Annotated in this window: 12 protein-coding genes; 8 read left to right on the plus strand and 4 right to left on the minus strand. The window is 68.5% G+C overall.

Features of this window, described 5'->3' with window-relative positions:
* Positions 1 to 83 precede the first annotated feature (83 nt).
* Positions 84 to 1,328 carry a Glu/Leu/Phe/Val family dehydrogenase gene (locus LAJ19_RS00635; protein ID WP_225476420.1) on the minus strand — a complete coding sequence of 415 codons (1,245 nt, stop codon included), beginning with the start codon at positions 1,326 to 1,328 and terminating at the stop codon, positions 84 to 86.
* A 346-nt stretch (positions 1,329 to 1,674) separates the two neighbouring features.
* Positions 1,675 to 2,649: a polyprenyl synthetase family protein gene (locus tag LAJ19_RS00640; RefSeq protein WP_225476421.1), complete on the minus strand. Its 975-nt coding sequence runs from the start codon at positions 2,647 to 2,649 to the stop codon at positions 1,675 to 1,677.
* A gap of 145 nt (positions 2,650 to 2,794) precedes the next feature.
* Here LAJ19_RS00640 and LAJ19_RS00645 point away from each other — a divergent pair, with 145 nt between their 5' ends.
* Positions 2,795 to 3,379: a hypothetical protein gene (locus LAJ19_RS00645; protein WP_225476422.1), complete on the plus strand. Its 585-nt coding sequence runs from the start codon at positions 2,795 to 2,797 to the stop codon at positions 3,377 to 3,379.
* 223 nt (positions 3,380 to 3,602) lie between these two features.
* Positions 3,603 to 3,839 (plus strand): hypothetical protein, encoded by a 237-nt coding sequence (locus LAJ19_RS00650; protein WP_225476423.1) that lies wholly within the window; start codon positions 3,603 to 3,605, stop codon positions 3,837 to 3,839.
* 14 nt (positions 3,840 to 3,853) lie between these two features.
* Here LAJ19_RS00650 and LAJ19_RS00655 read toward each other — a convergent pair whose 3' ends face one another.
* Both LAJ19_RS00655 and LAJ19_RS00660 read right to left on the minus strand, forming a co-directional pair.
* Positions 3,854 to 4,441, minus strand: coding sequence for a GNAT family N-acetyltransferase (locus LAJ19_RS00655; RefSeq protein WP_225476424.1), 588 nt, complete (start codon positions 4,439 to 4,441; stop codon positions 3,854 to 3,856).
* On the minus strand, positions 4,438 to 4,845 hold the full coding sequence (locus LAJ19_RS00660; RefSeq protein ID WP_225476425.1) for a ketosteroid isomerase-related protein: 408 nt from the start codon (positions 4,843 to 4,845) through the stop codon (positions 4,438 to 4,440). Before LAJ19_RS00660 ends, LAJ19_RS00655 begins: the two co-directional genes overlap by 4 nt.
* 279 nt (positions 4,846 to 5,124) lie before the next feature.
* Here LAJ19_RS00660 and LAJ19_RS00665 point away from each other — a divergent pair, with 279 nt between their 5' ends.
* From LAJ19_RS00665 to LAJ19_RS00690, 6 genes are all read left to right on the plus strand, one after another.
* Positions 5,125 to 6,567 (plus strand): hypothetical protein, encoded by a 1,443-nt coding sequence (locus LAJ19_RS00665; RefSeq protein ID WP_225477888.1) that lies wholly within the window; start codon positions 5,125 to 5,127, stop codon positions 6,565 to 6,567.
* Between the two features lie 46 nt (positions 6,568 to 6,613).
* Positions 6,614 to 7,651 carry an A/G-specific adenine glycosylase gene (gene mutY, locus LAJ19_RS00670; protein WP_225476426.1) on the plus strand — a complete coding sequence of 346 codons (1,038 nt, stop codon included), beginning with the start codon at positions 6,614 to 6,616 and terminating at the stop codon, positions 7,649 to 7,651.
* A gap of 56 nt (positions 7,652 to 7,707) precedes the next feature.
* Positions 7,708 to 8,538, plus strand: coding sequence for an isoprenyl transferase (locus tag LAJ19_RS00675; RefSeq protein ID WP_225476427.1), 831 nt, complete (start codon positions 7,708 to 7,710; stop codon positions 8,536 to 8,538).
* Between the two features lie 374 nt (positions 8,539 to 8,912).
* Entirely contained in the window at positions 8,913 to 9,407 is a 495-nt protein-coding gene (locus LAJ19_RS00680; RefSeq protein ID WP_225476428.1) for a hypothetical protein, read from the plus strand.
* Positions 9,408 to 9,432: 25 nt separating this feature from the next.
* Complete coding sequence (locus LAJ19_RS00685; RefSeq protein ID WP_225476429.1) at positions 9,433 to 11,733, plus strand: Rta and bZIP domain-containing protein; 2,301 nt, start codon at positions 9,433 to 9,435, stop codon at positions 11,731 to 11,733.
* A 136-nt stretch (positions 11,734 to 11,869) separates the two neighbouring features.
* The gene (locus tag LAJ19_RS00690; protein WP_225476430.1) at positions 11,870 to 14,641 is read left to right on the plus strand and encodes an isopeptide-forming domain-containing fimbrial protein; all 2,772 of its coding nucleotides are present in this window, start codon (positions 11,870 to 11,872) and stop codon (positions 14,639 to 14,641) included.
* Positions 14,642 to 14,643: the final 2 nt, after the last annotated feature.

Below are 14,643 nucleotides of genomic sequence, written 5' to 3' on the forward strand. Positions count from 1 at the left end.
TCCTTGGGAGGAATGGGCGGGTGGGTCGTGGGTGGGGCAGACGGTGCGCCGCCGGACAGGCCCGGTACGCGGCGCGGGCCGGGTTACGGGTACACGCCGCGCATCACGGTGGCGTTGTGCAGCCGGTTCAGGGCCAGGGCGTACGCGGCGGTGCGCATATCGGTGCCGCGGGTGCGCATCACCTGCATGACGTCATTCACGGCGACGTTCACCCGCTGGTCGATGGCCCCCTCGATCTCCTCTTCGGTCCAGAAGAAGTTGCTGGCGTCCTGCACCCATTCGAGGTAGTTGACGACCACGCCGCCGATGCTGGCAATCAGGTCCGGGATGACCTGCACGCCCTGGGAGGCCAGGAAACGTTCCGCTTCGGGCAGGACGGCGCGGTTGGTGGCTTCCACCACGTACCGGGCGCGCACGGCGTGGGCGTTGCCGGCGTTGATGGTGCCGTAGTCGTAGGCGAGCATCAGCACGTCCACGTCAAGTTCGGCCACCTCGCCGGGCGTGATGTCGGTGGCAAAGCCGGCCACGCTGCCGTGCTCCTCGCGGTACGCGGAGAGCGCGTCGAGGTCCAGCCCGGCGCTGGCAAAGGTGGCGCCGTCCTGGTCGGACACGGCGATCACCAGGGCGCCCTGCGCGGCCAGCGCCTGCGCGGCCTTGCGGCCGACGTCGCCGAAGCCGTACACGGCGACCTTGGCCCGTTCAAGGGTTTCGCCCTGCTCCTGCAGGATGCGGCCGGCGACGAGTGCGGCGCTGCGGCCGCGGGCGTCCTTGCTGCCGTAACTGCCGCCCAGCGGAATGGGTTTGCCGACGACCACGCCGTTGCTGGTGGTGCCGGTATTTTCGGTGTACGTGTCGAGCATCCAGGCCATGACCTGTGCGCCGCTGCCCACGTCGGGCGCGAGGATGTCCTCGTTGTGCCCGATGAAATCCACCAGTTCACTGGTGTAGCGGCGCACGAGCCCTTCAAGTTCGTGGGCACTGAGGGTGGCGGGGTCCACGTCCACGCCACCCTTGGCGCCGCCCAGGGGCAGGTCGGCCACCGCGGCCTTGAGGGTCATGATCGCGGCGAGCACCTCGCACTCGTGGGCGTTGATGCCCTCGCGCAGACGCACGCCGCCCATGCTGGGCCCGCGGGAGGTGCTGTGCACGGTGCGGTAGCCGCGGAACACCCGGATGCTGCCGTCGTCCATGCGCACGGGGAGGTTCACGCTGACAGTGCGTTTGGGGTACTTGAAGTACGCGAGGGACTGGTCTGTGACCTCGCAGTGGGGAAGTGCCTGCTGGAGCTGCTCCATGAGGCCCTGCCAGTTGAGTCCTGATGCCCGCATTTGACGGTCTCCTTCCCTTCGGTGGGAACTGGGGTGAAAAGGGTGGTTGGCTGAGCGCAGCATACACGCGCCCCGTGAGCTGCATAGACAGGGTGAGGCCCGGCTGCGCGCGGTGCCGGCGCTGAGATGTGGACCGTGGCCCCTGAAGTTGTATCCAGTATTCAATCCAGCGTCAACCCCGCGAAGGGCCGCTGTACACGCGTAAATCCTGAACCGCTTCCACCTGCGCCGCCCGAACTGCACCCGGGCGCCTCATCGCAATTGAAAAGCCGGTGCTGCTGAGGGCCGGGAAGACCAGGCCAGTGAGAGCGTCCTGCCCAAGCGGACGGCTGGATTTTCTGTTCGTCTACCGGCTGCGTTCAATCTCACGCATCGCCAGCCGTTCCAGGGCACCGCGAGCGTCACCCGCAGGCAGGCTTCTCAGGGCCTCCACCGCCAGCCACGCCCGGCGCCGGATCTCCTCCCGCGTCGCCTCAAACGCCCCGTCCTGCACGGCCAGCGTCCGCACCCGCTCCACGTCCCCGTCATGCGCAGCGCGGCGCTCCAGCACGTCGCGCACCTCACCGGCATACCGACCACGCAGCAGGTGCAGCAGCGGGAACGTCGCCTTGCCTTCCCGCAGGTCACCGCCCACCGGTTTCCCCAGCGTCGCTTCATCCGCGGCGAGATCCAGCAGGTCATCCTGCATCTGGAACGCCATGCCGTACTCCCGCCCGAACGTCGCCAGCGCCTCGCGCTGCGTCACCGGAACCCCCAGCAGCACCGCTGGCGCCGACGCCGCCAGCTCCGTCAGGGCCGCCGTTTTGCCGTGAATCACCGTCAGGTAATGCTCCAGCGCGTACTCCTGATAGGCGGCCACCTGAAACTGCAGCACCTCTCCTTCACAGATCACGCTGGCGGTCTCCCCGAACATGCGCGTCAGGGCGGCGCCCCCCGGCATGCCAGACAGCAGGATCAGCAGGCGGGACAGCATGAAATCCCCACTCATGACACTGACGACATTCCCAAACCGGCGGAACGCCGCCTGCTGGCCGCGCCGCGTGTCCGCGTCATCAATCAGGTCGTCATGCAGCAGCGACGCCGAGTGCAGCAGTTCCACGCCCACACCCAGGTCACGTATCGCGGCCCAGTCCGCCCGGTCAGGGTCCGCCCCCAGCACCTGTGCGGCCAGCAGGGTGATCAGGGGCCGCACACGCTTCCCCCCGGCGGCCACCAGGTCATCCCCGATCAGCTCAATGAATTCCACGCGTGAGCGCAGCACCTCGCGCAGCCGCGCCTCAAAGGCCGCATCCGGAACGCCGAGAGCCACCACGCCAGTCATGACCGCAGTATAGGAAAGGGCCTTCAGGCAAACGTACCGCCGCGCCCCGTCCGGCGGGTGGACCCCCAAGCATGAAGCGAAGGTGCCCTGCCCCCAGCGCTTTGTCCCTCGCAGCGCCCACACTCCTCATGCTAGAAAACAGGGTATGGAAAGTGTCGTTGCTCTGTTCCGCGAACCCAGCCAGGCGCAAGGGGCGCTGCAGGCCCTGCTGCAACGCGGCTTCGAACGGGACCACCTCGGTTTTGCCCTGACCGACGTGGTGGCGGAAGATGACCTCGCCCAGAGCACCGGCGTGAGCCCCGAGGCCGGCCAGCCGGCCGGGTCCGCCTCCGTCATCCGGGGCAGTCTGATCGGCGCCGTGGCGGGCCTCGCCCTGACCGTGCCCATCTGGCTGCTGCTGCTGATCATTCCCATCACCCGCATCTACCAGCAGGGCGGCCTGTACGGCATGCTGTTCGGCGTGATCGGCGGCGCTGCGCTCGGCGGGCTGTTCGGCGCCCTGGCCGGCAGCGACCACGGTGACTTCGTGAATCTCCTGCGCAACATGGGGGTGCCTGCGGCGCAGGCTGCCAGGTTCTACGACGGCATGAAGAGCGGTCACGTGATGGTGATCGCCCGCGACCCCACCGGGCAGCGCGCCGATGAGGCCCTGAGCCTGATGCGCAAATACGGCGCCGTCAAACTGGAAGACGCCGTCGGTGGCGGCGAGCTTCACAGCGAACGCCACTAGGCCCAGGACTCGGCGTGGCCCGGCACACCTGCGGTGCCGGGCCGCCTGCTGTTCAAACCCGCTGGGCGCCTTGAACAGCCCAGGACAGCCGCCCGCCTGACGAACAGAAGTCCTGAGGCACGGGGCTCCTCCGGACGAGGCGCCCGGCCGTGAAGGCAGGGCCGGGCTGCTCCTGTCAGGTCCACGCCCCCTGCAGGCCGCGGGACGCGGTACCATGCCGGGTATGTTCGGCCGCCGCGTCCCCCCCCACATTGTGTTCGCCCTGAGCCTCGTGCTGGCCGCGCTGTGTGCGTGGGGCGCGTACGCGGGCCTGCGCAGCGGTCACGTCGTGTGGGGGGCGCTGGCCGCCATTTTTGCGGTGTGGTTCGTGGTGGACGCCCTGCGCTCGTACCGCTGGGCCCAGGCGCGCCGGCGTGAAGGCCCCGGGCAAGCTGCCCGTCAGTCCAACCCCAAACGCTGAGCGGCGGGGGTGAGTCAGGCGCGGCGCACCCAGAACCGCATGGGTTTGGGCGTGTCCTGCGTTTCGCCCACATCCGGCCAGGACAGCGTGGTGTGCAGGTCCGGGCGTTCCACGTACCCCCGGGCGGTCCAGAAGGCATTCAGGGACCGGTAGAGGCTGGGCCGCGCCGGGTGGGTGTCGGGCCGCTGCACCGCACAGAAGGTCGTGACGTTCAGGCCCAGGTGCCGCGCGTGCGCTTCACGCCCATCGAAGAAGGCGTGCCCCAGCCCCCGGCCGCGGTACTCGGGCAGCAGCACGCTTTCTCCCAGGTACAGAATGTCGGTCTCCTGAAATTCCGGCGCCTGGAAGGGCGCGCGGATCTCGGCCGTTTCCTGCGTCAGAGGCAGCGCGCTGCTCGCACCCACCACCCGCCCGTCGTCGCGCGCCAGGATCACCACGGCGTCCGGTGCGTCGAGGTAGGTGCGCAGGTACCGTTCCTCATAGGCGGGTTGCCCGTCATACAGATAGGGAAACGCGCGAAACACCTCGGTGCGCAGACGGGCAAGGTCCGCGATGAACGGCGCCAGGGCCGCGCCGCGCACCGGCTCGACCCTGAGGCTCAATGGCTGACCTGCCGGGTCCAGTCGGCCAGGTTGTAGTAGTTCGTGACCCGCGCGATCCGGCCGCCGCGCACCTCGAAGAAGGCCCCCACCGGCAGCACGTACCGCTGTCCTCGCGCCTCGGGCAGACCCTCGTCGGTGCGCAGGTACTCGCCGTGAATCACGAATTCCGCGCTGGCGCGTGTGCCGTCCGGGGTGCTCATGACCACAAGTTCCTCGGCCCGTTCACGGTAATGCACGTCCATTCTGGTCAGGAACGCGGCAAACGCCTGAGCTCCGACCTGCGTGGCACCTTCGTTGACATCATGGCGGACGTCGTCGGTGAGCAGGGCCAGCATCCCTGCGCTGTCTCCGGCGTTGAAAGCGGCGTAGTACTGCCCTATGAGGGTCACTGTGGCGTCGTGCATGCCGGCAGGATAAAGCAGTTGTTCGGGTGGAATCAGTCGCAGACGCTGTTCTTTCGGCAGCACTGACAACGGTTTCTTGACCTGGCCTTCAGGACAGTGCAGAGGCCTTCTCATGAAGGAGGGGCACCCTTCAATGGACCGCGTGGACCCGTACCTGCTCCTTAGGGCAAATCGTGTGGTTGACAGGTGAGAATCTGCTACTTTAGAAACACTTTATTCAGGGGAGTACGTTTCACCCACCGTTCAGGGTCCGCACCGGAGGAGTCACGCGTGAAAGCAATGCGCTACATCATCACCCGCCCCTGCCTGCAGGAAGGGAGCCTGAGGCTTCTGAAGTACCTCGCCGCGACCTTCCCGGCCGCCGGACCTATCACCTTCGTGGATGACCAGGGGCATGACCATGCCGCGCACGTGGACCTGCACGCCGGACGGATCACTGGGCTGGGCAGCGTGTACCACGCGCAGAACCTTGGTGTGAACGACGTGCTGATGATCACGCCGCTCGCCGCCGGCCGCTACCAGATCGAGGCCATCGTGAAACCCTACGCACCGCCGCCCGCGCCACGCCGCGAGCAGCAGAGCACCCCGAAGCCTGAAACGCGCCGCGTGGTCGTGTCCACGACCCCGCACGTGCGTGAGGTCCGCCTGCAGGAGGTCCGACCGGACCAGCCCGCGACTGCACCTGCCGCGCACACGCCAGCTGCAACAGAAGCGGCCCGCCCTGTCGACGCCCGCCTGTCCGCCGCCCGGACCCCGGAACTCCGCGCGGCCCCCGAGCCGGCTGAGCCAGCGCCGAAACTCACGGTGCAGACGGCCGCCCGCACCAGCCAGAGCCACGCCGACGCCGCCCGGACCGACACCCCACGCCCGGAGGCACGGCGGGCCGAGCCTGCCCGCCAGGAGGCCCCCCGTGCCGAGAGCGTGAAGGTCACGCCCCGTCCGGCGCCCGCCGCGCCCCGCACGGCCGTAACGGCCAGCGTCCGGCCCATGGACGTCCGGTTCGATGCGCCGGCAGAACCCGTGCCCCTGCGCGCTGCGCCGCTGCCCCCCACGCCCCTGAACGCCGCCGAGGACACCCTGGCCGACCTGGCGCGCCTGACCGGGTACCGCCTGGAGAACCTGAGCGGCGGCGTGCTGCGCCTGAACGCCGACCTCGGCCCCCACAGCTACTCGGTGCTGGTGGCGACCAGCGAGGCCGCCGTGCGCACGCCCGCCTGGAAGGAACAGGCCGATTACTGCGTGCTGCTCACCGGGGAGGGCGAGCGGCCGCAGAACACCCCGCGCCTGACCCGCGAAGCGCTCGACGCCCTGATCGAACACGCGCAACTGGCTCCACTGACCCCGGTGGACCTGCGCGGCTACTGGAAGGCCGGCAGCGTGGACCTGGAAGCGGCCGACAGCGTCGCCGAACTGGTTGGCGCGCACCTCGCGCAGCGCGGAGCCTTCAGTGTGGTGCTGCTCACCCTGGCGCAGCAGCCCGCGCACTCCGTGGTCAGTGTGCAGCGTCTGGCCGAGCGGCTGGGCAGCGGCGTGAACTACGCCGAGCTGGGCACCATTCTGGACACCCTGACCCGCGCTCCGTTCCTGGCGCTGACCCCCCTCCCCGGCGGACAGTACCTGCTGCGCACCGGCGTGGGTGACCTGCTCACCGACCTGGCCGAGTACGCCGACGGTGTGCGCCGCCGCATGCGCGTGCCCGCCCGGGAGGCCGTGCCCGCCTGAAACGCCCGCCACGGTTCTGCATTCACCGCGCCCCTAGACTGGCGCGGTGAATGCTTTTGAGCCGCTGGACGCGGCCCTGCCGGCCGCCCGCGCCGCGCTGCTGGAGTGGTTCGACCGGCGCGGGCGCGCGCTGCCGTGGCGGCTGGGCCAGGAGGGCCGGCGCGACCCGTACCGCGTGTGGGTGTCCGAAGTGCTGCTGCAGCAGACCCAGGTGGCGCGCGGCCTGACGTACTACGACCGTTTCCTGGAGAGTTTCCCCGACGTGCAGGCCCTGGCCCGGGCGCCGGTGGACGCCGTGCTGAAAGCCTGGGAGGGATGCGGGTACTACGCCCGCGCCCGGAATCTTCACCGCGCGGCCCAGCAGGTCGCTCTTGACGGCTTCCCGCAGAGTTACGGCGGCTGGCTGGCCCTGCCGGGCGTCGGACCGTACACGGCCGCGGCGATCAGTTCCCTGACGCTGAACGAGCCCCGCGCCGTGAACGACGGTAACGTGCGCCGCGTCCTGGCCCGCCTGTACGCCGAACGTGTTCCTGCCGACCGCTGGGTTCAGGCCCGCGCCGACACGCTGCTGCACCCCGAGCGGCCCGGCGCGTGGAATGAAGCGGTGATGGATCTGGGCGCCACGATCTGCACCTCGAAAAGCCCGGTCTGCCCGGAGTGCCCTCTTCAGCCGTGGTGCGCCGCGCTGGCGCAGGGCACCCCCACGGCGTTCCCCGCCCCGAAAGTCCGGGCGGCCGTCCAGGCGGTCCAGGCCGTGGCGGTGGTGATCGGCACGGCTGATCACGCGGTCCTCGAGCGGCGTGAGGGTGCCCTGCTGGGCGGACTGATGGGCCTGCCCACCGAACTGGTCGACACGACCGAAGCAGCTGCCCTTCACCGCCTGTGCGTCCGGCTGGGCGCGCGGCCCGGCGCGCTGCTGGGGGAGGTGACGCACGGCATGACGCACCGGCACGTGACGCTGCGCGTGTACCGCGCGGCCGGGAACCTGCCGCCGCAGGCCGTGGCAGACGCCGCCCTGTCACGCCTGGATCAGAAGGCGCTGGGCCTGGCCCGCGACCGCGAGGCGTCGCTGTTCCCGGCCTGACAGGCTCGCCTTTCGGGGGACGCGGGCCGCTGCGCAGGCGCTAAACTGGCGGCGTTATGTCGCGTGAGCCCCTCAAAGTTGCCCTCCGGACCGCTCAGAATCTCAGGAACGCGGCGCGGGGAGCTCTGCTGTGGGGGTATGAACAGCGCCTGGGGCGCGACGTGCGCGCGCACGACCGCCTGCCACGCCACCTGGGCCTGATTCTGGACGGGAACCGCCGCTTCGCCCGGGCCAGCGGCATGCAGCGCGAGATGGGGCATTCTTTTGGGGCGGACAAGGCGCACGAGGTGCTGCAGTGGTGCCTGGAACTGGGGATTCCGGCCGCGACCATCTGGGTGCTGTCAACGGACAACACCAGCCGTGACCCGGATGAACTGGCGCACATCCTGACGCTGCTGGAACGAGAGGCGCGCAACCTCGCCACGGACCCCCGGATTCACGCCAACCGCGTGCGGGTGCGCGCCATCGGGCAGCACAGCGGCTTTCCTCCGCAGGTGCTCACCGCCCTGAAGGACCTGGAGGAGAAGACAGCCGCCTACGACGGTATGCGCCTGAACATTGCCGTGGGGTACGGCGGGCGCGAGGAGATCGTGGACGCGGTGAAGCTGCACCTGACCCAGCAGGCCCAGGAAGGCCGGTCGCTGCTGGACGTGGCGCAGACGTTGACGCCGGAACACATCCGCGCGCACCTGTACGCCGCGGACATCCCCGACCCGGACTTCATCATCCGGACGAGTGGGGAGATCCGGCTGTCGGGGTTCATGCTCTGGCAGAGCGTGTATTCCGAGTACTACTTCTGTGATGTGTACTGGCCGGGGTTCCGCCGGGTTGATTTTCTGCGTGCCCTTCGTGATTTTCAGGGCCGTGAGCGCCGGTTTGGCCGTTGAGGCTGCTTGCGTTTTCCTTTCAGAAATCTGACAGAACGGCCTGAAGACCCTCTGGGCAACCTTTTTGTGGGTCATCCGAGCGTCCATGGGCCCCCCCGGTGGCTGCCACAGTGGGGAGCCCGCTGAGGTCGCCGGATTGCCGTTGAGGCCGCTCCTGACGTAATCTGTGCAGCTGGTGTGGATTTTTCCACGTGGCCTCATCCTGTCAGGCCGCGGCAACGCACTTCGGAAAAAATGAGTCGGCCTGAAAATGAGAACAGTGTGTAAGCAGGACGTAATAAATCTCTCCTTAATCTCCCCTGAGTCCTGGCAGGCTGCGGACTGCACCAGCGCGCCGCCAAACCTGGCGCCCCACCTTCCCCAAGGAGATCCCTATGAAATCCCTGAAGCTCACCATGATCCTCAGCCTCGCGGGCCTGGCCGCCGCCCAAACGACCAGCCCCGTCAGCCTGAACCTCGTGATGTCGCTGGTGAAGAACGTCAAGCTTGACGGCAAAGTCACCGAACAGCTCACCCCCAGCCCCAAGACCGTGCTGCCCGGCGACGTCATCAGCCAGGTCGTGACCGTCCGCAACACCAGCGCCAGAACCATCCAGAGCGTTCCCGTGACCCTGCCTGTCCCCAAGAACACCCGGTACCTCAGCGCCGAGCAGCCCCAAGGCAACGTCCGCACCGAGTACTCCGCCGACGGCGGCAAGACCTTCGCCGCTGCGCCCCTCAGGAAAAAAGTCACCGTCACCGAGAACGGCCGCAGCGTGACCAAAGAGGTCGAGGTGAACCCCAGCGAGTACACCACCGTCCGCTGGACCATCAGCGAACTGGGTGCCGCGCAGACCCTGAAACTCGGCTACCGCATCCAGGTCAAGTAAGCCTTACCCCCCTCCGGAGGAACGCATGAACAAAACCCGTCTGATCGCCCTGATGGCCGCCCTGGCCGCCGGTACCGCCAGCGCTGCCGGCACCGTCGCCGGCACCGCCATTGAAAACACTGCGACCGCCAGCTTCCAGGACCCCGCGAACACCAGCAGCACCCTGACCAGCACCTCCAACAAGGTCACCACGACCGTGCTGCCCCTCCCGGGCTTCGACGTGGTGTACAGCGACGGCACTGCCGACGGCAACACCATCAGCACCACCCCCATCGTCACCACCGGCGCGGTCCCCGGGCAGAAAATCACCACCGCCTACTCCGTCCTGAACACCGGCAACATCGAACTCACGGTGAATCTCACGGCCGCCACCACCAACGCCGCCCCGGGTCAGACCGTTCAGTACTTTATTGACGCCAACGGCGACGGAGTGGCCGACAACACCACCGCGCTGACCTCCGTCACCGTGCCCGTGGATGATCCCGCCACCAGCGCCGATGAAGGCGTCGTGCGGATTGTGCAGGTCGTGACCCTGCCCACTGACCCTGCCCAGATCACCCCCACCAGCGTTTTTGGCGCCTCCCCCCGCGGCGCCGTGACCGGCACCGCCGGCAGCGACCCCCTCGCCCAGCCGGGCAACGGCTACGCCAGCGGCACCACCAACAACTACGAAAACGGCAAGGCGCTCGACACCGACCTGCAGTACGTGCGTATCACGGTGTTCGCTCCGTCGCTGGACAACAACCCCAACACCAGCCCCAGCACCCCGGTCGACAGCAAGGGCACCCCCATCACCAACCCCGCGCTCGTGCCGCCCAGCCAGACGGTGCAGATTCCCACCGAAGTCACCGGCAAGACCGGCGACGCCGACCCCACCGTCCCGGCCACCGGGTACCTCAACCCTACCGTTCCGACCGGCGATCCCACGCCCACCGGCACGCCCATCGTGGCCAACGTGGCCACCGACAACCAGATCGCCTACCCCAAGGCCGACGCGAACAACCTGAACGACGTTGTGGTGTTCACCAACAACCTGACGAACACCAGCGGCACCACCGACCGCGTGCAGCTGTTCCCGGTGCTGGCCGACGGCACCGTTGACACCGCCTACGTGTACAACGCCACCGCAGGCACGTTCACGAACAGCGCCACCGGCGTGATCATCCGCTTCCTGGACCCCGTAACCGGCAGCCCCATCCTGGTGTCCAGCAGCCCCAGCGACCCGACCGTCGCGCAGTACCCCACCGTAACCGTGCCCAGCGGCAGCACTGCGGTCTACCGCACCGAAGTCACCTACCCCGACCCCAACGACAGCGACCCGATCGCCGCGGTTGTCGTGAAGCTCGGCGCGGACTCCCTGAAAGACGCGGGCATCGTGTCTGACAGCAGCACCACCAACACCATCTACGCTCCGGCCGCGCAGTTCGGTGACGAAACCAGCCTGCTGGGCACCAGCAGCGCCACGGTGGTCACGCAGACCGTCAACCCCAACGGCACGTTCTCCGGCGTCAGCAGCCCTGACCTGAGTGACTCGACCGCCGTGTTCCGCATGGACATCGTGAACAACGGTCAGTACAACGACAGCTTCACGCTGTCCGGCAGCGTGATCCTGACAGTCGCCGCCACCAGCGCCACCATCACTGTGCCCGTGCTGTACTACGCCCCGGACGGCTCCCTGCTGCCCCGCCTGAGCACCGACCCCCAGAGCCCCGACTACAACAAGTTCATCACGCCCGTCACGGCGCCCGGCACCGAGTACAAGGCCTACGGGCTGGTTGACGTGCCCACCGGCACCCGCACCGGCGACTACACTGTCAGCCAGTACGCCGCCGGCAACTACAGCACCATCAGCATGTCCGACCTGAACGACGTGATCCGCGTCTCCCCGAACGGGAATGTGGCTGTGGCGAAGTTCGTCTTCAAGTCCGGCGTGACGGCGGACAGCAACCCCGTCAACGGCGTGAACAACCCGGCCAACTTCACCTCGACCGGTGCGACCGGCGCCAGGCCCGGCGACGACATCCGCTACCGCATCATCGGGAAGAACAACTACAACACGGGCATCAGCGGCTTCTTCCTGAGCGACGCCGTGCCGGCCAACACCACGTTCAAGAGCATCGCCCTGCTCGACAGCGCCGGGAACGCCATCACCAGCAAGGTCATCTACCAGGTGAACAGCGGCGGCTGGAGCGCCACCGCTCCCACAGCCGGCCTGGCAAGCGCCACCGTGATCAAGATCGCCCTGGACAACAACAGCGACCTGATCCCCGACATCCTCCCCGCCAGCACTACCCTGACGGCCGAGTTCATCGTTACCGTCAAGTAAACGGGCCGCGGCGCACCCTGCCTGAACGCGGGGTGCGCCGTTTTCACAACAGCAGACTCAATATTGAATTTCGCACATTTGAGTGCGCCGCCGCCTCTCCCCGCACTGCAGGTGCGCCCACCGCAAGGAGCCCACCGTGAACCGTTCCCCCCTGCTCCCGACCCTCACCGCTCTGCTGGTCCTGACCTCCACGGCCCACGCCCTGACGCCGGCAGGCACGGAAATCGTGAACCAGGCGCAGGCGGACTTCGTGCCGCCCAACCCGCAGGACCCCACGCAGGCCGTGTCGAACGTCGTGCGGACCGTGGTGCAGGCCGTGTGCTCGGTGAGCGTCGCGCCGGACGGCACGCCCGCGCAGCCCGGCCAGCGCGCCGCACTGCTGCCCGGGGAGCGCGCCACCTTCCAATACACCGTGGTGAACACCGGGAACACCACCGAGACGTTCCCACTGACCCTGCGGACCGAGTCGCCCAGCACCATCAGCCCCGCCACGCAGCTTGTCCGTGACCTGAACGGGAACGGGCAGGCCGACCCGGACGAACCCACCGTGAGCACCGTGACGCTGGCGCCCGACGAGCAGGCGGCCGTGCTGGTGGTCGTCAGCGGCGCCGCGCAGGGCGAGGCCTACCTGAACCTGGTGAGCAGCTGCGCCGGCACCAGCGAGGACAGCAACAACGTGAGCCTCGTGCGGGTCGGACCGCCGCCCGTGCTGGACGTGCAGAAAACCTTCACGCCTGCCCTGGTGCGGCCCGGCACGGAAACCACCGTGACCGTCACGACCACCAACACCGGCCAGGGCGAAAGCCGCGAGGTGATCCTCACGGACCGGCTGGCCGAGCAGATCGCACGCGGCCTGCAGTTCGTGCCCGGCAGCGCCCACACGAACGCCGGCACCCTGGAGTACACCCAGGACGGCACCACGTGGAGCGCCACGGAACCCAGCCCGGTGCGCGGGGTGCGCGCACGCGTGCCCGCCCTGGCACCCGCCGCGGCCGTGACCCTGACCTTCCGGATGCTGGCCACCAACGACGCCGAAAACCAGGCGTTCGTGAACACCGCCACCGCCCAGACCGGCGCCGGAACCGTGTCGGGCAGCGCTACCGCCGACGTGCGCTACCAGCCGGCGGTGGCCATCGGCCCGGCCGGCACGCCCGACGCGCCTGAAGGGAGCCCCGCCGACCAGCAGAACAAACCGCTGGCGGTCGCCGGGCAGCTGGTGTGCTTCGACCACACCGCCCGGAACACGGGGGACGTGCGCGACACGTACCGCGTGACCATCACGTACCCGCAGGGCGGCGCCACCGCCACGCTGTACGGCGAGAACGGCCAGCCGCTCGCGCAGCCCATCACGCTGGAGGCCGGGCAGAGCGCCCCGGTGCGTGTGTGCTACGACGCGCAGGTCGGCCCGCTGAACGCCCTGATCACCATTCGCGGGGACCGCGGCACCAGCAACGCCACGAGTGACGTCATCGGCACGGTCGAAAGTGGCCTGCCGGAACTGCGCAAGGCGTTCGAGGCGAGCACCCTGAACGCGGACAGTCAGAAAGTTGTAATACCTGAGGGCGGCACGGTCGCCACTGCTGACACCATCACCTACACCCTCAGTGTCCGTAACCCCTACACGCGCCCCCTCACGAACGTCGTCCTGACCGATCCGCTGCCCGCTCACCTGGACCTGACCAGCGCCAGCACCGGCGCCCAGGTGACCGGCCAGCCCGGCGCGCAGGTCGTCACCTGGACCCTGGAACGCCTGGAGGCCGGGGAAACCCGAACCCTGACAGTCGGCACCCGCGTCTCTGACCGCGCCGTGGACGGCGAATCCCTGCGCAACACCTTCACCATGGTCAGCAGCGAACTGAACGGCACGCTGCCCAGCAACGAGGTACAGACCCCCGTCTGGAGCGGCCGCCTGGTGATCGAGAAGACCGTCAGCGCCGCCGAGGCCAATTACGGCGACAAGCTGACGTACACGCTGAGAATCACCAACCAGTCCACCACCACCGCCATCACCGGCGCCGTCGTGACCGACACGCCCGCCCCCGGCCTGGAGTACCTGAACGGCACCAGCACCCTGAACGGGCAGCCACTGAGTGACCCCAGCGTCAGTGGCGGCGTACTGCGCTGGACCGCCGGGGAACTCAAGCCCGGCCAGACCGCCACGATCACGTACCAGACACGCGTGACGCCCGAAGCGGGCAGCCAGATCGTGAACACCGTGGAAGTCACCGGGACCGGGGCGGGCGGCGCGCGCGCTGTCGCCAGCAACCGCGCCACCGCCACCACGAAACTCAACCCACTGAAATTCGCGCCTCTGGCCGATATTGTCGGCACTGTGTTCGTAGACCGCAACCGCAACGGCCTGTTCGACCCCCTCCTGGACCTCCCCGTGCCGCGCGCACGCCTCCTGCTCGCCGGCGGCCGCGAGGCCCTCACCGACGCGCGCGGCCGCTACGCCTTCCCGAACGTGGGCCTGGGCACGCAGGCGCTGCGCCTGGACCCCAACACCACCCCCTACCCCCCCCTGCACGTCCCGCAGGACGGCGGCCTGAGCGGCACCCAGACGGTCTTCGTGCGGGGCCTGACCAGCGCGGACTTTCCGCTGGCGCCGCTCGGCGGGGAGATCAACGCGCTGCGCCGCACCACCCTCACCATGGGGGACGTGCGTCTGGAGAAAACGGTATACGCCGTGGACGGCGGGTACGTGGTCACGCTGCGCCTGGTCACCCCGCGGACCCTGGAGAATCTGACGCTCACCGATCCCCTCCCAGTGGGCGCACAGCTGAAAGAAGGCAGAAATATTCACATTGGTACCTTCGGGGCAGGTGAACTGAACCTCACCTACCGCTTTGACTGGACGGGCGAGCCACGCGCCGCCACGACCGATCCGGTACTCAGCTGGAGGTACTGAAC

Origin of the sequence: Deinococcus taeanensis, from assembly GCF_020229735.1 — a bacterium.
GTDB lineage: Bacteria > Deinococcota > Deinococci > Deinococcales > Deinococcaceae > Deinococcus > Deinococcus taeanensis.